The organism is Streptomyces sp. SDr-06, from assembly GCF_003324565.1.
GTDB lineage: Bacteria > Actinomycetota > Actinomycetes > Streptomycetales > Streptomycetaceae > Streptomyces.
The window spans coordinates 150932-171423 of the sequence record NZ_QOLA01000010.1; the positions used below are offsets into that span (position 1 = coordinate 150932).

22 protein-coding genes and 1 pseudogene are annotated in these 20492 nt (G+C 70.1%); 9 read left to right on the forward strand and 14 right to left on the reverse strand.

Features of this window, described 5'->3' with window-relative positions; translation table 11 throughout:
* Positions 1 to 266 precede the first annotated feature (266 nt).
* The 4 genes from DT019_RS21420 to DT019_RS21435 are packed head-to-tail and all read right to left on the reverse strand — an operon-like array spanning position 267 to position 5128.
* Positions 267 to 1400 (reverse strand): XdhC family protein, encoded by a 1134-nt coding sequence (locus DT019_RS21420; RefSeq protein ID WP_114038489.1) that lies wholly within the window; start codon positions 1398 to 1400, stop codon positions 267 to 269.
* Positions 1393 to 3567, reverse strand: coding sequence for a xanthine dehydrogenase family protein molybdopterin-binding subunit (locus DT019_RS21425; RefSeq protein ID WP_114038490.1), 2175 nt, complete (start codon positions 3565 to 3567; stop codon positions 1393 to 1395). The genes DT019_RS21420 and DT019_RS21425 overlap by 8 nt, the downstream gene beginning before the upstream one ends.
* On the reverse strand, positions 3564 to 4574 hold the full coding sequence (locus tag DT019_RS21430; RefSeq protein ID WP_114038491.1) for an FAD binding domain-containing protein: 1011 nt from the start codon (positions 4572 to 4574) through the stop codon (positions 3564 to 3566). Before DT019_RS21430 ends, DT019_RS21425 begins: the two co-directional genes overlap by 4 nt.
* Entirely contained in the window at positions 4571 to 5128 is a 558-nt protein-coding gene (locus DT019_RS21435) for a 2Fe-2S iron-sulfur cluster-binding protein (RefSeq protein WP_114038492.1), read from the reverse strand. The genes DT019_RS21430 and DT019_RS21435 overlap by 4 nt, the downstream gene beginning before the upstream one ends.
* A gap of 327 nt (positions 5129 to 5455) precedes the next feature.
* Between DT019_RS21435 and DT019_RS21440 the strand changes: the two genes are divergently transcribed.
* On the forward strand, positions 5456 to 6034 hold the full coding sequence (locus DT019_RS21440) for a TetR/AcrR family transcriptional regulator (RefSeq protein WP_114038493.1): 579 nt from the start codon (positions 5456 to 5458) through the stop codon (positions 6032 to 6034).
* 154 nt (positions 6035 to 6188) lie between these two features.
* Here DT019_RS21440 and DT019_RS21445 read toward each other — a convergent pair whose 3' ends face one another.
* Positions 6189 to 6965: an alpha/beta fold hydrolase gene (locus tag DT019_RS21445; protein ID WP_114038494.1), complete on the reverse strand. Its 777-nt coding sequence runs from the start codon at positions 6963 to 6965 to the stop codon at positions 6189 to 6191.
* Between the two features lie 93 nt (positions 6966 to 7058).
* On the opposite strand from DT019_RS21445, the gene DT019_RS21450 reads away from it, so the two are divergent.
* The gene (locus DT019_RS21450) at positions 7059 to 7904 is read left to right on the forward strand and encodes a helix-turn-helix domain-containing protein (protein WP_411292721.1); all 846 of its coding nucleotides are present in this window, start codon (positions 7059 to 7061) and stop codon (positions 7902 to 7904) included.
* 538 nt (positions 7905 to 8442) lie between these two features.
* Positions 8443 to 8579, forward strand: a pseudogene (locus DT019_RS40345) (GntR family transcriptional regulator); the annotation flags it as partial.
* Positions 8580 to 8589: 10 nt separating this feature from the next.
* Here the strand turns inward: DT019_RS40345 and DT019_RS21465 are convergent.
* Positions 8590 to 8808, reverse strand: coding sequence for a hypothetical protein (locus DT019_RS21465; protein ID WP_114038496.1), 219 nt, complete (start codon positions 8806 to 8808; stop codon positions 8590 to 8592).
* Between the two features lie 241 nt (positions 8809 to 9049).
* On the opposite strand from DT019_RS21465, the gene DT019_RS39685 reads away from it, so the two are divergent.
* Positions 9050 to 9199 carry a hypothetical protein gene (locus DT019_RS39685; RefSeq protein WP_189389798.1) on the forward strand — a complete coding sequence of 50 codons (150 nt, stop codon included), beginning with the start codon at positions 9050 to 9052 and terminating at the stop codon, positions 9197 to 9199.
* On the opposite strand, the gene DT019_RS21470 is transcribed toward DT019_RS39685, so the two are convergent.
* Positions 9177 to 10025 carry a helix-turn-helix transcriptional regulator gene (locus DT019_RS21470; protein WP_114038497.1) on the reverse strand — a complete coding sequence of 283 codons (849 nt, stop codon included), beginning with the start codon at positions 10023 to 10025 and terminating at the stop codon, positions 9177 to 9179. The two genes, DT019_RS39685 and DT019_RS21470, sit on opposite strands and share 23 nt — an antisense overlap.
* Positions 10026 to 10111: 86 nt before the next feature.
* On the opposite strand from DT019_RS21470, the gene DT019_RS21475 reads away from it, so the two are divergent.
* Positions 10112 to 10897, forward strand: coding sequence for an SDR family NAD(P)-dependent oxidoreductase (locus DT019_RS21475; RefSeq protein WP_114038498.1), 786 nt, complete (start codon positions 10112 to 10114; stop codon positions 10895 to 10897).
* 374 nt (positions 10898 to 11271) lie between these two features.
* Here the strand turns inward: DT019_RS21475 and DT019_RS21485 are convergent, their stop codons facing one another.
* Positions 11272 to 11577 (reverse strand): hypothetical protein, encoded by a 306-nt coding sequence (locus DT019_RS21485; protein WP_223279692.1) that lies wholly within the window; start codon positions 11575 to 11577, stop codon positions 11272 to 11274.
* Positions 11578 to 12023: 446 nt separating this feature from the next.
* On the opposite strand from DT019_RS21485, the gene DT019_RS21490 reads away from it, so the two are divergent.
* Genes DT019_RS21490 through DT019_RS21500 form a run of 3 tightly spaced genes read left to right on the forward strand, consistent with a single transcriptional unit; the run spans position 12024 to position 13176 of the window.
* Positions 12024 to 12485, forward strand: a complete 462-nt coding sequence (locus tag DT019_RS21490) for a hypothetical protein (RefSeq protein WP_114038500.1) — start codon at positions 12024 to 12026, stop codon at positions 12483 to 12485.
* A gap of 4 nt (positions 12486 to 12489) precedes the next feature.
* Positions 12490 to 12840: a hypothetical protein gene (locus tag DT019_RS21495; protein ID WP_114038501.1), complete on the forward strand. Its 351-nt coding sequence runs from the start codon at positions 12490 to 12492 to the stop codon at positions 12838 to 12840.
* Positions 12841 to 12849: 9 nt separating this feature from the next.
* Positions 12850 to 13176 (forward strand): DUF4288 domain-containing protein, encoded by a 327-nt coding sequence (locus DT019_RS21500; RefSeq protein WP_114038502.1) that lies wholly within the window; start codon positions 12850 to 12852, stop codon positions 13174 to 13176.
* A gap of 711 nt (positions 13177 to 13887) precedes the next feature.
* Here the strand turns inward: DT019_RS21500 and DT019_RS39690 are convergent.
* Both DT019_RS39690 and DT019_RS21505 read right to left on the reverse strand, forming a co-directional pair.
* The gene (locus DT019_RS39690; RefSeq protein ID WP_189389816.1) at positions 13888 to 14037 is read right to left on the reverse strand and encodes a hypothetical protein; all 150 of its coding nucleotides are present in this window, start codon (positions 14035 to 14037) and stop codon (positions 13888 to 13890) included.
* Positions 14038 to 14209: 172 nt separating this feature from the next.
* Entirely contained in the window at positions 14210 to 15124 is a 915-nt protein-coding gene (locus DT019_RS21505; protein ID WP_223279693.1) for an alpha/beta fold hydrolase, read from the reverse strand.
* Between the two features lie 282 nt (positions 15125 to 15406).
* Between DT019_RS21505 and DT019_RS21510 the strand changes: the two genes are divergently transcribed.
* Positions 15407 to 15997 carry a TetR/AcrR family transcriptional regulator gene (locus DT019_RS21510; protein WP_114038504.1) on the forward strand — a complete coding sequence of 197 codons (591 nt, stop codon included), beginning with the start codon at positions 15407 to 15409 and terminating at the stop codon, positions 15995 to 15997.
* 162 nt (positions 15998 to 16159) lie between these two features.
* Here DT019_RS21510 and DT019_RS21515 read toward each other — a convergent pair whose 3' ends face one another.
* The 4 genes from DT019_RS21515 to DT019_RS21530 all read right to left on the reverse strand — a co-directional run bounded on the left by DT019_RS21515 (position 16160) and on the right by DT019_RS21530 (position 20349).
* Positions 16160 to 17377: an acyltransferase family protein gene (locus DT019_RS21515; RefSeq protein WP_114038505.1), complete on the reverse strand. Its 1218-nt coding sequence runs from the start codon at positions 17375 to 17377 to the stop codon at positions 16160 to 16162.
* A 309-nt stretch (positions 17378 to 17686) separates the two neighbouring features.
* A complete protein-coding gene (locus DT019_RS21520; RefSeq protein ID WP_114038506.1) occupies positions 17687 to 18589 on the reverse strand; it encodes a hypothetical protein in 903 nt (300 codons plus the stop codon).
* Positions 18586 to 18924 (reverse strand): PadR family transcriptional regulator, encoded by a 339-nt coding sequence (locus DT019_RS21525; RefSeq protein ID WP_114038507.1) that lies wholly within the window; start codon positions 18922 to 18924, stop codon positions 18586 to 18588. Before DT019_RS21525 ends, DT019_RS21520 begins: the two co-directional genes overlap by 4 nt.
* Positions 18925 to 19338: 414 nt before the next feature.
* Positions 19339 to 20349: an aldo/keto reductase gene (locus DT019_RS21530; protein WP_114038508.1), complete on the reverse strand. Its 1011-nt coding sequence runs from the start codon at positions 20347 to 20349 to the stop codon at positions 19339 to 19341.
* Positions 20350 to 20492: the final 143 nt, after the last annotated feature.

Below are 20492 nucleotides of genomic sequence, written 5' to 3' on the forward strand. Positions count from 1 at the left end.
CACGCCCCGACAGCCGACATCACGGGCGCGCGGTGACGACCGATCGTGCAACGAGTGCCCCTTGCAGTCAATCCACAACACAGGACACCGTGGCGGATTCGCTCCGCTTCGCAATCCCATAGGCGCGTCAGACGGACACCCAGCGGCGGTCGGCATTCAGCGGACCTTCGGGGCGCGGGGAGTGTCCTGCGCCGATCCCCTCACGCGACCGGGCCGAAGGGCGGCGCCGCTGTCCGGCGAGCGGCGCCGCTGCGGGCTGAGCGTCTTCACGCGGCCGCCGGCCTCCTGCCGCGGTGGATCGGCGTGCGCGCACCGGTCAGCGGGGCGCCCGTGCCGCCCTCCCGCGCCGCGATGATCTCGGCCGCGATGGACAGGGCGGTCTCCTCGGGCGTACGGGCGCCGAGGTCGAGGCCGATCGGCGAGCGCAGCCGCGCCAACTCCCCCTCTGTGACGCCGACTTCACGCAGCCTGCGCTCGCGGTCGTCGTGGGTGCGCCGCGACCCCATCGCTCCGACGTACGCGACCGGCAGCCGCAGCGCCTCCTTCAGGAGGGGCACGTCGAACTTGGCGTCGTGGGTGAGCACGCACAGCACGGTGCGCTCGTCGGTCCTGGTGCACCGCAGATAGCGGTGCGGCCAGTCCACCACCACCTCGTCGGCCTCGGGAAAGCGGGCACGGGTGGCGAAGACGGGACGTGCGTCGCACAAGGTCACGTGGTAGCCGAGGAACTTGCCGGTGCGCACCAGCGCCGAGGCGAAGTCGACCGCACCGAAAACGATCATTCGGGGCGGGGGCACGAGTGCTTCGACGAAGAAGGTCAGCGGACCTTCGCCGGCGTCCTCGTCCCCACACTCCAGGGTGAACGTGCCGGTGCGGCCCGCCTCCAGGAAGGCGTGGGCCAGGTCCGCCGCCGTGCGGGCCGACTCCGGGCGCCCGCCGAGCGTGCCCTTGTGGGAGGCGTCGGACCTGACGAAGAGCGCCCTGCCCAGCAGGTCGGCCGGGCCGTCCACGACCCGGGCGAGCGCGGCCTGCCCGCCCTCGGCCGCGGCGGACAGCGCCGCGCACAGCACCTCCCGGTCCGGCGCGGAGCCGGTTACCGGCGTCACCAGGACCTCGATCACTCCGCCACAGGTCAGCCCGACGGCGAAGGCGTCCTCGTCGCTGTAGCCGAACCGCTCGCGCACGGGACGGCCGTCCTGCAAGGCCTGCCCGCACAGCTCGTACACCGCACCCTCGACGCATCCGCCGGACACCGATCCGATGGCCGTGCCCGCGCTGTCGACGGCGAGGGCCGCGCCGGGCCGACGGGGCGCGCTGCCGCCGACGGCCACCACCGTGGCCACGGCGAAGTCCCGCCGCTCCTCGACCCAGCGCCGCAACTCCCCCGCGAGGTCAAGCAACGGAGCCGCCCTCGGGAGTCGCTTGTCCGGCAGGGTGCGTGGCGCTCGCGGCCCGCAGGACACGGTCGGGACGGATCGGCAGATCGCGGTGGCGTACGCCGGTGGCGTGCCAGACCGCGTTGGCGATGGCCGCCGCGACACCCACGACGCCGATCTCCCCGATGCCCTTGATACCGCCGACGGGGTCGTCGGGCACCGGGTCGTCCACCCAGTCCGCCTCGATGAGGGGCACGTCGGCGTTGGCCGCGAAGTGGTAGCCCGCGAGGTCGGCGCCGACGTGCCCGCCGGACGCCTGGTCCCTGATCGCCTCTTCATGCAGGGCCATGGACAGGCCCCAAGTCATGCCGCCCACCAACTGACTGCGTGCCGTCAGGGGGTTGACGATCCGGCCCGCCGCGAAGATCCCGAGGAGTCTGCGGACCCGGACCTCGCCGCTGGTGACGTCCACGGCGACCTCGGCGAACTGCGCCCCGAAGGAGTGCCGTTCCTTCGGCGGGAGCGAGCCCACGAGCTCGGCCGTGTTGGAGCGGGCGGTGATCCCCTGGGGCGGAATGTCTCCACCCAGGGCCAGTTGTTCCCGAAGATCCCCGGCGGCGGCCATGACGGCCCAGGCCCAGGAGCGCGTGCCGGTCGAACCGCCCGCGACCATCGCGGGCCCGAAGTCACTGTCCGCGATGCGGACGCGGACGCGCTCCGCGGCCACCGAGAGCGCGTCGGCGGCGATCTGGGTCAGTGCGGTCCTGGCCCCTGTGCCGACGTCCGCGGCGGTGATGCGTACGGTGAAGGTGCCGTCGGCCTCGGCCGTCACGGCTGCCGTGGAGGGGGCGACGCCCGACGGGTAGGTGGCCGCCGCCGTGCCGGTGCCGAGCAGCCAGCGCCCTTCTCTGCGCAGCCCGGGACGCGGGTCGCGGGCGGCCCAGCCGAAGCGTCGCGCGCCCTCCTGGAAGCACGCGTTCAGGTTGCGGCTGCTGAAGGGCAGTTGGGAGACCGGCCCGGCGACCGGCTCGTTGCGCGCCCGCAGCGCGATCGGGTCGATGCCGCACTTCTCGGCGAGTTCGTCCAGGGCGGACTCCAGCGCGAAGGAGCCGGGCGCCTCGCCGGGCGCCCGCATCCAGGTGGGCGTGGGGACGTCAACGGGCACGACGCGGTTGACGGTGTGGTGCGCGTCGGCGTCGTACATGATCCGCGCGATGGAGGCGCTCTGCTCGACGAACTCGAAGACGGTCGAGGTGAGGCTCTGCGCCTGGTGGTCGAGACTGCGCAGCCGGCCGTCCGCGTCGGCGCCGAGCCGGACGCGCTGCGCGGTGGGGCTGCGGTATCCGACGACGGAGAACATCTGACGACGTGTCAGGACCACGCGGACCGGGCGGTCCAGGACGGTCGCTGCCATCACGGCGAGCACCTGGTGGGGGCGGACGCCCTTGGAGCCGAAGGCGCCACCGACGTGCTCGGAGCGCACCCGAACCGAGGCCGGGTCGAGCGAGAACAGCGCGGCGAGTTCGTCCGCCACCCACTTGCTGCCCTGGTTGGAGTCGTGAACCTCCAGGCGGCCGCCCTCCCACCGGGCGGTGGCCGCGTGCGGCTCCATGGAGCTGTGGTGCTCCTCCGGCGTGGTGTAGCGCGCGTCCACGACGACGGCGGACGCTGCGAGTTCGGCCTCCACATCGCCTTTCGTGGTCTCGGCCTGCAGCATCGGGGAGTTCTCCGGCGTGTACGTACCGGGGCGGTCCGCGTAGAAGGCGACGTCGTGCGGCTCGGTGTCGTAGTGCACCACCAGCGCCTCGGCCGCCTCCCTGGCCTGTTCCGAGGTCTCGGCGACGACCAGGGCGACCGGCCAGCCGACGAACGGCACGCGGTCGTGCTGAAACACCGCCATGACCGGGTCGGGGCGGCCCAGAAGGCCGATGAACTCCCCTTCCACGCGGGGGGCGTTGCCGTGGTGCAGGACGGCCAGGACGCCCGGCATGGCGAGGACGGGGGCGTCCTCCACCTCCAGGATCCGGCCCCGGGCGACGGTGGAGGCGACCATCCATCCGTGAGCGAGGTCGGCGAAGGGGATCTCCCCGGCGTAGCGAGCCGCTCCGGTGACCTTGTCCCGGCCTTCGACCCGGCTGCGCGCGGCCCCGACCGCGCCTGTGGTGACGGGGGTTCCGGTCGTGGTGGTCATCGGACGCTCTCCTCGGCGGGGTCGGCCTGCTCGGCGAGGTCGGTCAGCACCGCCACGACGAGGTTGCGGATCAGGGCCACCTTGTAGCGGTTGTGCGGCAGGGGCTCGGCGGCGGCCAGTTCGGCGGTGGCGGCGGCCGCGAACGCCTCGGCGCTCGCCGGTCCGCCGATCAGCGCCCGCTCGGCGGCACGCGCCCGCCACGGCCGGGACGCGACGGCGCCCAGCGCCAGGCGCGCGTCGCGCACCACGCCGTCCCGTACGTCCAGGGCAGCGGCGACCGAGCCGATCGCGAACGCGAACGAGGCGCGCTCGCGGACCTTGCGGTAGCGGGAGTTGGCCGCGAGCGGGGCGGGCGGCAGGGTGATCCCGGTGATCAGCGCTCCGCTCGGCAGCGCGGTCTCCAGGTGCGGAGTGTCCCCCACCGGCAGGTAGAAGTCCGTGATCGCCAGCTCACCCGGCCCCGCGGCCGTCTCGTACGACACGACCGCGTCGAGGGCGGCGAGCGCGACGCCCATGTCGGAGGGATGCACCGCGACGCAGTGCTCGCTGGCGCCGAGGATGGCGTGATTGTGGTGCTCTCCCGCCACAGCGGGGCAACCGCTGCCCGGAGACCGCTTGTTGCACGGCAGCGCGATGTCGGTGAAGTACCCGCAGCGGGTGCGCTGGAGCAGGTTGCCGCCCACGGTCGCCATGTTGCGCAGCTGACCGGAGGCGCCGGCCAGCACGGCCTGGGCCAACGCCGGATAGCCGCGTCGCACCTGCGGGTGGGCGGCGAGGTCACTGTTGGTGACAGTCGCGCCGATGCGAAGGCCGCCGTCCGCCGTCGCCTCGATGCGGTCGAGCGGCAGTTCCCGTACGTCGATCAGCAGCGCGGGCCGCTCCACGCCGGCCTTCATCAGGTCGACGAGGTTGGTGCCGCCGCCCAGGTAACGCGCCTCGGGCTCCGCCCCGAGCAGCGCGACCGCGCCGGGGACGTCGTGTACCCGCTGGTAGCCGAATTCCCTCATACCGCTGCCTCCTTGGCGGTGCCCGTCGTGACCCCGGCGGCCCGGGCGACCGCCGCCACGATCCCCACGTAGGCCCCGCAGCGGCAGAGGTTGCCGCTCATCCGCTCCCGGATCTCCTCGGCACTGAGCGGTGGTGCTTCCGCCTCTGGGCTGACGTCGGCGCTGACGGCGCTGGGCCAGCCGGCCGCGTGCTCCTCGATCACCGCGAGGGCCGAACAGATCTGCCCCGGCGTGCAGTAGCCGCACTGGAAGCCGTCGAGGTCGAGGAACGCCTGCTGCACCGGGTGCAGTTGGTCGCCGTCCGCGACCCCCTCGATGGTGGTGATGACGCGGCCCTCGGCGGCGACCGCGAGTTGGAGGCAGGAGACCGCCCGGCGCCCGTCGACCAGGACCGTGCACGCCCCGCACTGGCCCTGGTCGCAGCCCTTCTTGGTACCGGTCAGATCGAGCCGCTCGCGCAGGGCGTCGAGCAGCGTGGTGCGGTGGTCGACGGGCAGCGTGTGCTTCTCGCCGTTGATGTTGAGGGTGATGACGCTGGACGTCAACGGGGCCATGAACAGCCTTCTTTCACGTGCGTGCGAGGGACGGCGGGTGGGCCGGGGGCCGGAAGGCCCCTGTCACGTGCGCCTGAGGCGTGTGCGCGAAGCGAAGGGGTACGGAGATGAAGGGCGTGCCGGGGACGGGTGGCATGTGCGGCGGAACGCGGGCCGGATCGTGCGGGCCCTCCGGCCAGTTGCACGAACTCCGCGTGCCGCTAGGGTGCAGTCAAGCGGACAATTGTCCGTTAGCCTCGAACTTAACGGACAGCTGTCCGCTTAGCAAGAGTGCTTCGGGCACGAGTCCCGGGGGCGCCGGAGCGCCGGGCGTCAGGAGGATCACGTATGCGGCACAAGAAGGACGCCCCCCTGCGTTCGGACGCCCTGCGCAACCGCGAGCGCATCCTGGAAGTGGCCCTGGAGGAGCTGACCTGCTCGGCCGACACACCCCTGAGCGCGATCGCCAAGAAGGCCGGTGTCGGGCAGGGCACGTTCTACCGCAACTTCCCCAACCGCGAGGCGCTCGTCCTGGAGGTCTACCGCTACGAGGTCCAGCAGCTCTCGGACGCGGCGGCGCACCTCGTCCAAACCCGGCCGCCGGACCGGGCGTTGCGGGAATGGATGGATCGCCTGGCCCAGTACGTGATGGCGAAGGTCGGGCTCGCGGCGGCGCTGCGCGGTGGCAGCACGGCCTACCGCACCCTGGGCGCCCTGGGCCACGGCCCGATGGTCGCGGCGGTATCGATGCTGCTGCGGGCCAACGAGGAGGCGGGCACGATCCGCCCCGGAGTGACGCCCGACGACTTCCTGCTCGCAATCGCCGGGCTGCTCCAGATCGACCCGCACAGCGACTGGCAGACACGCTCGACCCGTCTCCTCGACCTCGTCATGGACGGGCTGCGAACGGGCGCGCCGGGTTCGTGAGAGGTCGCGCCGGTGCAGGCAGTCTGGTAGGCGTCCAAACTCCAACAAAACCTGGCGAAGGGCGGGTTGACGATTTCGGCGGCGAGGGCCTCCGGGTTGTGGACCGGCCGGTCGGTCCACAACCCGGCCAGTTGTTGTCAGGCCGCGCGGATGGTCAGGCGGCCGGCGCGAAGGCCGTGATGGCGTCGACGAGGTCGGCCGGAGCTTCCAGCGGGATCAGGTGACCGGTGGTGGGTATCACCGTGAACTCGGACTGGGACAGGTAGGGCACAAGGTTGTCGCGGAGCACGTCGACGGGCTCGACCCGGTCGTTCTCTCCAGCGACGACGAGAGCGGGAACGCTGATCATGCGAGCCCGCTCGGTGATGTCCTCCGCGATACCGTGCAGCGGCCATTCGGTGCGACAGGCTTCGACGCCGGCCCGCGAATCGGTCGCCACCTGGGCCTTGATCGATGCGGGCAGTTCGGTCGCGGTGAGGATGTGATCCCGCGCCCCGGCCACGGACTCGTCGGAGTCGTAGGCGTGGGACAGGGCTTCCTGGTACTCCGGAGTGATCTGGGCGGAGGGCTTCGCCGGGCCGGAGCCGACGAGGACGATGCCGCGCAGACCGGCGGGCCGGGTCGCCGCGACCACTTGCGCGACTTTGCCCCCCATCGAGTGCCCGACCAGGACGTAGTCGGTGACGCCCGCGTCGGCGAGTACGGCGAGCGTGTCGTCGGCGAGCCGATCGAGCGTGTAGGGGCCCGGCAGACCACGCGACCGGCTCCACCCGCGGAAGTCGAACGTGAGCACGTCACGGCCCGGGAGGCGGTCGACAACAAGGTCCCAGGTGCGGGCGGAACCACCCCAGTAGTGCAGGAACACCAGGGTCGGTCCGGCCCCGGGCCGATGGTGATAAGTGGGCAGTGGCGTCGGCCGTGTCGAAGGCATCGTGGTTCTCCTGATGACTGCTATGAGCGGTTTCCCTGTGCGTTCATTGAAACTTGCTCACCCAGGGAGGACATCAGCGCGACCGGTCGGCCGATGGTGGAAACTGGACTCGTGAGCGTGATCCGACAGATGACCTACCAGTCGGCGGAGCGCCGTGCCGCCACGGTCGAGACGATGACATTCGACCGCCTTCGCGAGCTGAACGACGGCGGCACACAGCGTGCCGACTTCCATGTCCTGGCCGTCGTCGACGCCGGGCACGGCTCCCTCAGGGTGGACTTCCTCGACCACCCGATCAAGGAACGGTCCGCGGTGTGGGTGCCCCCCGGCGCGGTGCACCGGTGGGACGACATCACCGAAGTGGCAGGCCACGTCGTGCTGTTCGTGCCGACTGCTCCGGTCACCCACGCCACCCGGGAACTCGTAGCGTCTCCGCATTTGGCCGCGCACTGGATCATTCCTGACGCCGGCTGGCCGTTCGTCGACGCCGCCCGCAACCATCTCCTCCTCGAGACATCCGCCCCGCCCGGGGACATCTCGACCGAGCTGCCGGACATCCTGCTCTCCGCGCTCATCACCCGGCTTCGGCCACCTCACGCCGAAGCACGGTTGTCACATCCGGTGTTCCGACTGTTCCGGGCCAGCGTCGAAGCGCACTTTCGGGAACACCACGACGCGGGCTACTACGCCCGCGCGCTGGGATACGCGCCCCGCACCCTCTCACGCAGGGTGGAAGAAGCCACCGGCCGCACGGCGAAGAGGTACATCGTCGACCGGATCGTCCTCGAAGCCAAACGGCTCCTCGCACACGACCGCCTCACCGCGGCCCGCTGCGCCAGCACGCTCGGGTTCCCCGACACATCCAACTTCTCAGTGTTTTTCCGGAAGGCGACGGGAATGCCCCCCGGCGCGTGGCAGACGACGCTGACCCTCACATGAGGGGCCGCACCCATGACGGGTACTCAAGTCCGTGATTCCAGAGCGTCGCGACCCCACCGGGCTGGCGAAGCTGATGTTCGCGTGCTCCGCCGCGATGGCAGGGACCGAGCGCACTCGGACGGCGTCCAGCGGCCGCTGTTGGCTTTGCTCTGGTCTTGCTCGCAGGGAATATCTGTGCCAGATCAGACCGTCCGGGGACGGCCGGGCGTCTCCGCCGCGGCGAACGCGTTGGGGATCGGCGCGACGAGCGAGGCGCAGCGGCGGGCACCTGTGTCGCCGATCGGCGTCCATAGGGCGGCGCAGTGCTTGTCCGTCTCCGCTTCGATGCGCTCGCGTGAGCGCTGTGGGCGTCGGTGACAACGCCATGGGAGTCGAGCCAGCCGCGCGCCGCGGGGCGTGCCGTCGCCGCGCTCCACTTCTCGTCGTTCCTTTGCCGGGTTGTCCGCGCCAGGGCTCTGGGGAGTACAACGCACTTCCCGACATCGCCGGGAAGCAGATCCTCTCCGAGCAGGTCCACACACACCTGCGGGACGCGATCATGCAAGGGGACCACTCCCCCGGCGCCCCCTCAATCCGCAGGACCTGCCCAAGCAGCAGAGCGTAGGCCCGGCCGTGGTGCGCGAGGCGCTCGTGCAGCTGGTCGGCGACGGGCTCGCCGACCGCCTGCCCAACCGCGCCCCACCGCTCAGACCGGATCCCAGTCCTCGGGTCCGCCGCCCCGCCACTCGATCAGCGGGGAGCGGACCACGTCGAGGTCGTCGATGCTTTCGAGCCCCACGCGTCGCAGGTACTCCGTGAGATCCCGCAGATCCTGGGCCCGGCCCAGGATCGTGCCGTCCACCCGCACCCGCCGCCCGCCCATCTCGTCGGGCGGGTACACCACGATCACACGCTCTGCGGCCATGACCCCACCCTGCGACAGGCCGCGGACCGCGGCATCCGGCAACCACGCGGCCGCACAGCCCGCAGAAGCGGCGTCCACCCCACCCTCGCAGCCAAATGATCAAGGAGGGGACGTCTGACCCAGATCTTTCCCACCCCTGCCAGAAGCAGGAAGTACCAAAGGGTGAACCAGACCGCGCACCGGATACGCCGCTGCCGACAGGCAGCGCTCCCGAGCCCGACCGTCAAACAGGCTTGACACCGTGGACGCAGAAGAGACCATCGACGACGAAGCACTGATTCCGCATCGGCGAAGCCGCCACAGCGACGCCCCCGCAGTCACCGCGTGCGACGATCCCGAAGAAAAGGCGACCGTCGTGTCCGGCTTCATCAAGACGGCCCGCCCACGTTGACACTCTCGGCTCCGAGCGCGCTCAGGAAGGCCAGAGCCTCGGCGTCAGGGGATCCCGGCGGCGCGCTGTAGAGCACGAGGTACTGGTCGCGGTCCGTGAGCGTGAGCGCGTCGCAGTCGACAGTGAGCTCCCCGACGACCGGATGGCGGAAGGTCTTCGTGAGCATGGGCGCAGCTTGGACGTCGTGCCGCTCCCAGAGCCGGACGAAATCGGTGCTGGCGGCGCGCAGTTCGTCAACCAGGCAGGTCACGGCGGGGTCGCCGGGGTAGCGGGCGAGGGCGGAGCGCAGTCCCATGACGACGTGGCGGCGGAATTCCGTGGCGTCGGAGATTCCGTACACAGGTCGGTTGGACCCGAGGAATGCCCGGCGGGCCAGATTGCGGTCCTCGGCGGCGAGTTCGGCGAAGTCTTCCGTGAGCGCAGCCGCCAGGTCGTTCCACGCGAGCACCTCGAAGGCGGCGGACATCACGAAGGCGGCCGTCTGCGGCAGCCGCTCGATGAGCGCGAGGATGCTCGGGCGCACATCGCGCCGGTGCAGGCCGTTTCGGCTTGGCGCGGTACCGGCGAGGACGTGAAGGTGGTCGGACTCGGTGTCCGTGAGCCGCAGCGCTTCAGCGATCCCGGCGAGGACCTCGCCCGACGGGCGCGGCGCTCTGCCCTGTTCGAGCCTGACGTAGTACTCCGTGGAGATGTGCGCGAGGACAGCCACCTCTTCGCGGCGAAGTCCCGGTGTCCGGCGCCGTGGTCCGTGGGGGAGGCCTATGTCCTGCGGCCGGAGCCGTGCGCGACGGCTGCGTAGGAAGGCCCCGAGCTCCTGCTTGTCCATGTGCCGATTGTGCACGCTGTGCGCCGGCGCAGCCTGGTACTGGCTGTGCCTGTATCCGGTGGGGAGGCCGATCTGACACTCTCGTCATGACGAAGAACACAACTGACATCACTCCAAGTGGCCTGCTCTCCGGCAAGGTCGTGCTCATTACCGGTGCCAGCCGCGGCATCGGGGCCGCCGCAGCCAGGCTCTTCGCCCGCGAGGGCGCCGCGGTCGTGCTCGCCGCACGCAGCGCCGACGCCCTCCAACGGATCGTGACCGAGATCCGCGCCGGCGGCGGCCTCGCGGATACCGTGACCGTGGACCTCGCCGACCGCGCGAGCATCCATGCGGCACTCGACCGCGTCGAAGAGCTGCACGGGCGGCTCGACGGCGCGTTCAACAACGGAGCGGCCGTCCAGCAGCCCGGCCCGCTGGATACGACCAGCGACGAGGACATCGAGCAGCAGTTCGCGGTCAACTTCCGGGGCCACTGGGCTGCCATGACGGCCGAAGCCGCACTCATGCGACGCAACGGCGGCGGGGCGATCGTGAACACCTCCAGCATCGGCAGCCGCCGCGCGAACCCGGCTCTGCCCGCCTACGGAGCGATGAAGCGTGCGCTCAACAGCATCACCGAGACCGCCGCCGTGACATGGGGGCCGCAGGGGATCCGGGTCAACGGCATCACCCCTGGCGGCACCGCAACGGAGATGATCGAGGCATGGGAGGCGGCCTCCCCCGGCGTCGTCGAGGCGATCACCGCGGCCACCCCGCTCGGCCGGATGGCCGAGCCCCGAGAGGTCGCCGAGGTGGCCGCATGGCTGCTCAGCGACCGGGCCTCCATGGTGACCGGCGCAATCGTGCCGGTGGACGGCGGTGCAGGCGCCTGAAAAGCTGAGCCCTGGCACGCCCTCACCTCGCTGCACCCGACCCAGCAAAGTTCAACGTAGCCGAGTCGGGTGCTCAGCCACGCGCGCAGGGGTCCCCCCCTTCCTCGCGACGTACAGGGCATGCTCCTGTCCCTCGGTGCGGTCGAGGCGAAACCAGTCGAACATCTCCGAGACGAACCCGTCCGCGCTCTTCCAGCCGGGCGGGACGTGGACCGTCCCAGGACACGTCGATCAGGTCGGGGAGGCGGCCGTCCACCAGATCCGCTCCCGCGCCGTACCAGTACTTTTCCCACGGCAGGCCGCCGCCCGCCACAACGTAGAGGCTCACTTCTCCCCACGGTTATCGGGGGACGACACAGCATGCTGGTGACCGGTCAGGCCGGGGAGTGTTGGCCACCCCATCGCGCCCGCAGAACCTCCGCCCAGTCCCCAGCCTCCGGGCCCGGATCCTCCCACTGCGGGACCCGGCCGGTGGCGGTCTCGATCAGGTGCAGGAGCGTCCAGGCGACGCCGTAGCAGTCGTCGGGGCCGAAGCAAGTGGCCAGGGCAGCGGCCTCCTTCGGCGTGACAGGCCGGGAGATCGCCGCCAGCTGGCGTTCACGCTCCTCGATCTCTGCTTCGCTCGCGTCCCAGTCGGGAAGCGGTCCGTCGGCAACAAACATCTGCACTTCGGGTCTCATGACCGCATGCTCACCTCCCCCGCCGCACCTGCACAACGCCACCCCGTTTTCCGCTTGCCGCGGTGACAGTTCCTGATGGCAGAGGCCCTGCGGGAAGTGGTTGCGGTCAACTCCCGTCCCTGCTTCGGAGGACGGCCCAAGCGGCCCGAAGGGTGGCTGAACTGACGATCCCATGGGCGACGCCTTGGGGGGGAGGTCCCGGCGCCGAGCCGCACCCACCAGCCCGCCACAAGTCGCACCGAGGTCGGCCATGCGCCCCTCCGGCGTACGACTCCGCGTTCGTCTGCCCGCGGCCGCAATGTCAGCACGGCACGCACCGACGCAACGCGTGCTTGACCTCCGCACTGCCCTTACGGGTGAGAGCTCCGCGATTCCGGCAACCCATCGCATATCTCTCGATACTCTCTGTCATCGCACGCGAAAAGCGCTCACGAAAGGCAGCTCGCATGAAGAACGTCTCCCGGGTTTGCGTACTGGCCGCGGTGAACCTGATGACTGCCCTCGCGGCAGTGACAGGACTGGCCACGGCCGCCCCCGCCGAGGCCGCTCACGGCGTCCGAGTGCTCGACCAGTGCCGCAATGACGGCACGTCCTTCAGCGACAGGCTCATCCCCGGCCACTGTCTCCGCAACGGCGGCTACCGCCTGGAGATGCAGTATGACGGCAACCTCGTGCTCTACTCCGGCTCGCGCGCCTGCTGGGCAAGCGGCACCGACGGGACCAACGAGGTCTACGCGAAGTTCTCCGGGGACTGGAAGCCCGATTCCCCTTACGTGACGCTGGAATCGCCCGTCGGGGAACTGCGGAAGTACCGCGGGAAGTACACCGGGCTCCACAAGTCCGGAAACGTGAGCCTCAACAACAAGGGCGAAGTCTGGATCGCCTACGGGAAGATGACGGGCTGCTGATCCGATGAGCACCCATCACGACGGAGGCTGGGGTTTCGCGCGGGCGCTCCTGGTCCGCTGCATGCTGGCCGCCGCCCTGACAGGCGGCGTGGTGACCGGCCTCCCCACGGACGCGGCGGCGGCCACCCACCCCGCACACGTCGCCCCCGCACACCATCTCGATGACGCCTGCGTGGCGAACGAGAACCTGGGCGAGATCGCCACCAACTTCATCTCCCGCTGTCGGCGGGGCTCCATCCGGCAGGTGTTCCCCGGGCAGCACTACGGCGACACGCTCAGCTACCTCAAGAACTGCCGGGCGAGTTCGTGCAACACCGCCTGGAAGCTCCTCAACGACAACCGCTTCAAGAAATAGCCCGGGAACATGACCACTTACATCGCCGTCCTGCTGTGCGAGACCTCCGCGGACACCAAGGATCAAGCTCCGCTCTACCAGGAGAGCTTCGTTCTGCTGACCGCGGACGACGAAGCGCGGGCCCGCGAGAAGGCCGAAGCGCACGGCAAGAGCCTGGAGACGAGTTACGAGAACGACGCCGGTGAGCTGATCACGTGGCGGCTGCGGCACGTCGTCGACGTCAATGAGGTGCTCGACGAGCGCCTCACCGACGGCTCGGAACTCTATGCCCGGCACTTCAGGAACTACGCCGCTTATCGCTCCTTCGAGCCGCTCCTCTCGGGCGAACAGACCTGACAAGTCCCGGGCGCAGATGGGCGCCGCCAGCAGGGGCCGATCGCCCCCGCTGGCGGGAACGCCCACGGCAATCGCACACACCGCCACGGCCTCGGCGACCCCACACGTCCGCTGCGTCGCAGTCGAGAACGGGCCGCCTCCGTCGGGTCGGGGAATTCAAAACGGGGCTCTGCCCGAGAACGAACTGCAGATCCTTTCCGCCGTAGCCAACGCATGGTCAGGCCGCTGGACGTTGGCGGCCCCTCCGCGCAACGGCCCCCAGAACGATGGCAGGCGCCACCAGGCAGATCGGCCAGCGCGCAGCGGAATCAACTCCGGTTTTTGCCAGTGCGTCTGACGACAGGACAGCCAGGTCGGCGGTACCGTCTGCGGCTGCACCGGGCCGCCCGCCGGATCGCTCTCCGGCACTCGCGGTTGTCCATCCGGGCCGGTTTCCCCGGCACCTTCTCCGGGCGTCCCAGCCGCATCATGCACCCCGGCCTCACCACCGGGATGGGTCGGCTCTTCACCGCCGCCGATGTCGGCGTACACGTGAACGCCCCACCCGCGCCCGGACGCCCGACCTGCTCTCCGACTTCCGGTGTCGCAGACAACAACCGTCGGAAAGGCCCCTTGACGCGCATCTCCTCCAGCACGTGGCCCAAGATCAGGAACACCACGGTGTCCGTATCTGGATCAGCCGGTCCGATGTACGGACGCTCGGAGCTGAGGTCAGAGATCGATCACGACCTTACCGCGGACATGGCGGGCCGCTTGGAGCTCGACGGCTGCGCGGATGTCCTCGATGGGGAAGGCCAGGGGCGATTCGGCCGATCCGTTGTCGTACGGAACCTGTCCGGGCCGCCGGTACGGGGGCGGCATCACCGAGCCCGCCCTCGACACCGTCCTCGCCCACGAGGCCGTGGGGCCTGCCTGCGAGTCCTCCCGGAACGTGAGTCGCCGTCCGGTGCTGCCGGTACGAAGCCGACAGGTCGACCGCCCGCGGCCAGAGCCCCACTGCAACCGCCAGAGCCACGGGCATGCTTGCGGTACGTCATTGACTGCCGTCGATGAAGTCGGTCATCGCGTCAGTGACGGCTTCGGGCTGCTCATCGGGGATGAAGTGTCCGGCTCCGGTGATGGTGACTCCGGTGATGGTGTCGGCCCACGGGCTGATGGAGGCTGCCATGTCCGGGATGGAGCCGTGGCTGCTTGATATCCCGAGGATGGGCACGGTCAGGCGCTGCCGGTCGAGTGCCTGATGGTTCTTGCGCGCGGACTCGGCGGCGTCTCGGTAGTAGGCGAGGCAAGCGCGGAGGCCGCCGTCGGCGGCGAGGGCCGCTGCGTAGTGGTCGAGGTCGGCGTCGTCGAATGCGCCAGGGGCGAGGGCCTTGGCCTTCAGGAACCAGGCGACGTACTCCCGTTCGCGGCCTGCGAGCAGGACCTCGGGCAGCTCGGGCACGAGGTGGAACGCGAAATGCCAGGTCTTCCACGCCTGGGCCGGGTCGGTGGGAATCGACTGCGGGAGGGTGATGCCGGGGATTCCAGCGTCGAGCAAAGCGACCCCGCGCAGTTGGGACTCGTAATTGAGGGCGAGGGAGAAGGCGACCCAGGCCCCGATGTCGTGGGCGGCCAGCCAATATTCCGTGACCCCGAGTGCCTTCACGGCGGCGTGGACGTGGGCGGCAACCGTGTGGGTGTCGTAGCTGCCTTCCGGGCGCTCGGAGTGACCCTGGCCCGGGAGGTCGACCGCGATGACGCGGAACCGGCGGGCGAGGCTGGGCATGACCTTGTGCCAGGCCCGCCAGGTTTGTGGGAACCCGGCGAGCAGGACGACAGCCGGACCGGTCGGCTGTCCGCCTTCGACGGTGTGCAGACGGACGCCGTCCGTGTCGACCCAGCGGTGGCTGAATCCGGCCCGATCCTCCAGGGGCAGGTCGCGGACGGGGTTGTTATCGGAGATGGTCACGGGATTCTCCAAGTGAACGGACCGGGACCACGCCTCAAGGAGGTGCTGGTCGGCGAGTCCAGGGCTGGTCGGCGGGCTTTCCGATTCTGAAGACGTGCGGAAGGCGTACGGGAAGACGGCGGCGGCCGGTATTACGCAATACACCGGCCTCGCTGTCTCTCTGTCCGGGAACGCCCGGTGGTGATCACGCCGGAAAGCTAACACATCTTGGACCGATCGGTTCAAGATAGGGTGGTGGGCAGCAGTAGCGAGGACACCGACACAGCGGCGAGGAAGTACCACGTGGCAGGCAAGAAGCAGTTCGACATGGACACGGCGCTCGACGCCGCGATGATCCAGTTCTGGCGCGCCGGATACGCCGACACCTCGGTCGACGACCTGTCGCGGGCAACCGGCCTGAACCGCAGCTCGATCTACTCCTCGCTCGGCGACAAAGACACGCTGTTCCTGCGCTGTCTGGATCGCTACGCCGTGCGCTACGGCGACAAGTACGACGCCGCCCTGTCGTGCGCAGCCTCCAATCCCCTTGCGGCTGTCCGCGCGTTCTTCGCCGTCACGCTTGCGCGCATCGCTGATCCCGAACTTCCCGATGGATGCCTCATCGCGCAGGCCGCCATGGCGATTCCCGTGCTCAGCTCAGCCGTCGCGGATCACGCGAGGCAGGCGCTCGGCTTCCAGCGCCTGCGCCTGCGCACCGCACTCAAGGCCGCCCGCATGACCGATCAGGACGCCGAGGCGTTTGCTCTACACACCGCGGCCGTCAACCAGTCTCTCGCTGTCATGAGCAGAGCCGGGGCGAGCCCGGCGGAACTCCGGGCCGTAACGGACGTGACCGTGGGCGCACTCTCGCAGGCGTTGCGCGCGTCCAACTAAGCCACCCGCAACGGTACCTGCGAGGTATGGGTCACGAGATGGGGGGCCGGAGCCCTGTCGTGCGGGCCGGTCAGCACATCGCCCCCGTCCACCGGGCCCAGGCACTGCACCTCTCGTGTTTCTCGACGGGAGGTGACTGGGCGCACGCCGTTGCCGGAGCCCTCACCGTCCGTGGTCCACCCGATCCGCGGCCTTCCCGCGTCCGGACACGGTGCCGTTCCCGCCCGGCCGGACGGCCTCCCGGGGTGCGGGGTTGAGAGCGGTGGTGAGGTGGTGGCGCAGCAGGGGGCCGAATCTGCGGTCGACCAGTCGGTTCAGGAGGGCGGACAGCAGGAGGGAAAGAAGGAGTCCGAGGGCGACGGAGGGGAGCAGACCGAGGCATGGAGCGGTTTTGAGGATGCCGCGGGTCAGGGGTATGCCCAGGCTCTGGTGGACGAGGTAGAAGGGGTAGGTCAGGGCGCCCGCGTAGATGAGGACGCGCCCTCGGAGGTGCAGGGGGCCGGGGCCGGTCAGGACGAGCAGGAGGAGGAAGGCGGTGAGAGCACTCGCGCTGACGGCCCAGCTGGAACTGGCGTGCGCGGAGACTCGGCTGTCGAGGACGGTGAGGGTGTAGCACCAGGCGAAACCGGCCAGCAGCCACAGCAGCAGGTTGGGTCCGAAGTGGTACATCAGATAGAGCGCGATACCGGTCACGAAGAGACCCGCGTACTGGCTGAGCAGCACCTCGTCCAGTGCGGTGGAGTGCAGTTCGCGGCCGATGGCCGCCAGGACGAGCCAGAGGAAACCGAAGGCGACTGCGCGTCGGTAGGTCAGCCCGATCAGCAGCAGTACGGCCATGAGCAGGTAGAAACGGGCCTCCACCCAGAGGGTCCAGGCGACACCGGCGGTGAAGTCCAGGTCCAGCGCGCTGGGAATCATCGTCAGGTTGCCGACGGTGGTGCGCAGGTCGGTAGGTGCTCCGGAACGCTGTCCCGCGAGTACGGTGACGGTGCCCATGGCGACGATGATCAGGACCACCGCCCAGTACAGCGGGAAGAGCCGGGCGATGCGCGAGACGGCGAACTGCGCCGGGGTGCGGCCCCAGCAGCTCATGCAGATGACGAAGCCGCTGATCAGGAAGAATGCCTCGACACCGAGCCAGCCATAGCCACTGACCGCGTGCAGCACGGGTGCTGCCTGTGGCAGGTCGTAGGCTTCGCCCCAGAAGCGCGGGGTGGGAGTGCCGAGGTAGTGGTAGGCCGCCACCGCTGCTGCCGCAAGCAGCCGCAGTCCGTCAACTCCGGCCAGCCGACTGCCTCTAGCCGTCGCACGGGACGTTCGTCTCCTCGTCTCGGATGAGAGCTGGGGCAGGCCGTGCGCGGCGTCGGTGCGGGCGGACATGGCAGTAGAACTCCTGTGGCAAGGCGGCCGGTCGAAGAAAGTTGCTGGTAGGGGCCCGTGTCCGGATCTGCCCCGCAGCAACAGGGCGGGGCCAAGCGGCATTGGTGAAGTCCTGGTCACGGCGGCATCGTTGCGCTGAGCGGCATACCGCAGCCGGGCCTGTCGGTACCCCGGGCTCCTCAAGGCCGCCGCCTCTCCCACTGCGGTGAGGCGCGGCTGACGCCCGCTGCGTCAAAAGCCGTGAGGGGCCTACGCGATGGACGCCGCGCCGCCTGTTCCTCTGACTCCACGGACGACGGCGCGTAGGGGTCAGGCCGGGTTGACCGTGTTGGAGTCGCCGCGGCTGCGCAGTCGCAGGGCCGCGGCGGCGACGGCGAGTACGCCGAGGGCGGCCAAGAGCTCCTCGCGCTGAACCCACCCGGAGAAGTGCATCGTGACGACGAAGGGCGCTGCGGCGCAGGCGAGTTGGGCGGTGGTACGGATCTGGGCGAAAGCCCGACGGCCCATCAGGAACAGCGCTGCTGCCAGCGGGACGCCGTACCGCCAAGGGAGGTGCAGGCCGATCCCCAGGGGGTCGATCACGGCGAGGGCGACGACCAAGAGGACGGCCCAGACCACGACCGCGAGCAGGCCGGCCCGGCCCCGCACCCGAGGGGCCGGACGCAGATCGGGCGGGCAGGCCAGCGGGAGCGCGGCGCTCACGACCGGAGCAAGCAGGAACCCCACCACATTCCCTGGCAGGCCAGTGGGCATGGGCCAGATCTGGATGAGGAAGGCCGCTGAGCTGCCCAGCGCCCCGGCGACCGTGCAAAGCACCCCGGCACGATAGCTCCCGGCCAGCGCGACCACCGCGCCGATCAGGGTCAGCAGGCTGCAGGCGTCCGTGAGTGTCACGAGCGGGCCCAAGCCGCCGGCCGTGCCCGCAGCGCGCATGACGTACCAATCGGCGATGCCCGCGCTGAGGTTGAACGCGGCATACGTGGCCGCGGAGGCAAGGGCGAACGGCGCCGCAGCAGCGAAGAGGCGTCCGCCCGGGTGCGCGGAACCAACCCCGAGACGCAGTCGCAGGGCGTGCGCGACCACGTCGGCGGTCTCCCGGATGCGGGCGCCCCGGCCCGCCCCCTCGACGGCCTCGCGGTAGGACGCGGCTATCTCCTCGCCGAACGCGCGGCGGAACCCGGCGGGATACAGGTACAGCAGAACGGGATTCACGCGGTGGCCGCCTTGCCACTGGCACCCAGGCGCCGGGCCGCCTCGCGCGCGGTGGCCGCCATGCGCTCGGCCTCGGCTGCCAGATTCGCACGGCCCAGAGAGGTCAGGGTGTAGGTGCGCCGCAGGCGACTGCCGACCACCTCTTCCTTGTGGACCTCGATCAGCCCCTGCTGCAAGAGGCGCTCCAGCGCCCCGTACAGCGTTCCGGTCCGCATCTTCACGCGCCCGCCCGAGATCACCTCCACCTCCCGGGCCAAGGCGTAACCGTGACGCGGCTCGTCGGCGAGCGCGGTGAGGAGGAGCAGGGTCGGTTCCTGCATCGCACGATCAGTCATGACACCAGAGTATGCCGGTCACCGGCATATCCTGCCAATCGGCCTTCGCTTTCGTACTCCCCACGCCAATGGGGCGGGAACGACAACACTCCATCCCGCCTTGCCTGCCGGGGCCGCGTGCAGGCGGCCGGGAGAGCCGGACCGGATAGGGCCGTTGACGGGATGCCTCCACCACGGCGCCGTGGTGGAGGAACTCCCCCGTGTCCCCTGCTGGAGGTGGCCCGGAACACCACCGGCCGAGCGCGCGTGCCCCTCGACTGGGACCAGGCGTTGGGGGTCGGCAGGCCGGGCCCGCACGCCCCGGCTTTGTTTCCCGGCCGCCGTACGCGACCCGCCCCATGTGCCGAGCGGGCCGCTCTCGCGGGAGTACGCGAACAAGGCCACGCGTCCGACGACGCCCGGCGGTAGCCCGGGCTACCGGGAGGCCGCCGCAGGCCGGGACTTGTAGAAGGACTCCTCGAGGTAGGCGGCCTCGTGCGGCTGGTAGGGCTCCTCCAGGTAGGCGGCCTCATCAGCGTCGAGTTCGACGTCCACCGCGGCGACCGCGTCGGCCAGTTGGGCCGGCTTGGTGACCCCGACGATGGGCGAGGTCACCACCGGGTTGCGCATGACCCAGGCCAGCGCGACCTGGGCCGCGGACAGACCCCGTCTACCGGCGATCTCGTGGACACGCCGGGCCACTGCCTCGTCCCCGTCGCGGTAGAGGATCGTGCCGCCCACGTCGGTTGCGGCACGCGTCGTGGCGGTGTCCCAGGCCCGCGTCAGCCTGCCCCGCGCCAGCGGGCTCCACGGAATCACGCCGACGCCCTGGTCGGCACAGAGCGGGAGCATCTCCCGCTCTGCTTCCCGATGGATGAGGTTGTAGTGGTCCTGCATCGACACGAACCTGGTCCAGCCGTTCAGGTCGGCCAGATACAGGGCCTTGGTGAACTGCCACGCATACATGGAAGAGGCCCCGATGTAGCGGACCTTCCCGGACCTGACCGCGTCGTGCAGCGCCTCAAGGGTTTCCTCGATCGGGGTGTCGTAGTCCCAGCGGTGGATCTGGTACAGGTCGATGTAGTCGGTCCCCAGCCGCTTCAGGGAGGCGTCGAGTTCGGCGAAGATCGCCTTGCGGGACAGCCCGGCCCCGTTCGGCCCGGGGCGCATCCGCATCCAGACCTTCGTGGAGAGGACGATCTCCTCGCGCCGGGCGAAGTCCTTGATCGCCTGACCCACGATCTCCTCACTGCTCCCGGCGCTGTACCCATTGGCCGTGTCGAGGAAGTTGACGCCGGCCTCAAGGGCCTGCTTGATGATGTCCCGGCTGGCGTCCGCGCCCAGCGACCACGGCTCGCCGCCCCGCTCCGGCTCGCCGAAGCTCATACAGCCGAGAGTGATGGCGGAGACTTCCAGTCCGGTCTTTCCGAGTTTGATGTATCGCATGCGTCCGAACCTAGGAATTGGAGTGCGCTCCAACGCAAGACGTTTCGGTACGCAATTCGCGGGCGAGAGGCGTGTGCGATCTGTCGGGCCCGGGCAGCGCCATCGCGGCACTCGCGACGGCGCCCCTGCCCGCGGGACCTGCT

What these genes read in the sequence shown, in the direction of transcription:
- DT019_RS21465 (WP_114038496.1), bottom strand. Translation starts at nt 8,808, where the DNA reads ATGGCCGCAGAGCGTGTGATCGTGGTGTACCCGCCCGACGAGATGGGC.
- DT019_RS21430 (WP_114038491.1), bottom strand. Translation starts at nt 4,574, where the DNA reads ATGAGGGAATTCGGCTACCAGCGGGTACACGACGTCCCCGGCGCGGTC.
- DT019_RS21500 (WP_114038502.1), top strand. Translation starts at nt 12,850, where the DNA reads ATGACCACTTACATCGCCGTCCTGCTGTGCGAGACCTCCGCGGACACC.
- DT019_RS21485 (WP_223279692.1), bottom strand. Translation starts at nt 11,577, where the DNA reads ATGAGACCCGAAGTGCAGATGTTTGTTGCCGACGGACCGCTTCCCGAC.
- DT019_RS21450 (WP_411292721.1), top strand. Translation starts at nt 7,059, where the DNA reads ATGGTGGAAACTGGACTCGTGAGCGTGATCCGACAGATGACCTACCAG.
- DT019_RS21440 (WP_114038493.1), top strand. Translation starts at nt 5,456, where the DNA reads ATGCGGCACAAGAAGGACGCCCCCCTGCGTTCGGACGCCCTGCGCAAC.
- DT019_RS21445 (WP_114038494.1), bottom strand. Translation starts at nt 6,965, where the DNA reads ATGCCTTCGACACGGCCGACGCCACTGCCCACTTATCACCATCGGCCC.
- DT019_RS21475 (WP_114038498.1), top strand. Translation starts at nt 10,112, where the DNA reads ATGACGAAGAACACAACTGACATCACTCCAAGTGGCCTGCTCTCCGGC.
- DT019_RS21490 (WP_114038500.1), top strand. Translation starts at nt 12,024, where the DNA reads ATGAAGAACGTCTCCCGGGTTTGCGTACTGGCCGCGGTGAACCTGATG.
- DT019_RS39690 (WP_189389816.1), bottom strand. Translation starts at nt 14,037, where the DNA reads ATGCCGCCCCCGTACCGGCGGCCCGGACAGGTTCCGTACGACAACGGA.
- DT019_RS21425 (WP_114038490.1), bottom strand. Translation starts at nt 3,567, where the DNA reads ATGACCACCACGACCGGAACCCCCGTCACCACAGGCGCGGTCGGGGCC.
- DT019_RS21470 (WP_114038497.1), bottom strand. Translation starts at nt 10,025, where the DNA reads ATGGACAAGCAGGAGCTCGGGGCCTTCCTACGCAGCCGTCGCGCACGG.
- DT019_RS21495 (WP_114038501.1), top strand. Translation starts at nt 12,490, where the DNA reads ATGAGCACCCATCACGACGGAGGCTGGGGTTTCGCGCGGGCGCTCCTG.
- DT019_RS21530 (WP_114038508.1), bottom strand. Translation starts at nt 20,349, where the DNA reads ATGCGATACATCAAACTCGGAAAGACCGGACTGGAAGTCTCCGCCATC.
- DT019_RS21515 (WP_114038505.1), bottom strand. Translation starts at nt 17,377, where the DNA reads ATGTCCGCCCGCACCGACGCCGCGCACGGCCTGCCCCAGCTCTCATCC.
- DT019_RS21525 (WP_114038507.1), bottom strand. Translation starts at nt 18,924, where the DNA reads ATGACTGATCGTGCGATGCAGGAACCGACCCTGCTCCTCCTCACCGCG.
- DT019_RS21435 (WP_114038492.1), bottom strand. Translation starts at nt 5,128, where the DNA reads ATGGCCCCGTTGACGTCCAGCGTCATCACCCTCAACATCAACGGCGAG.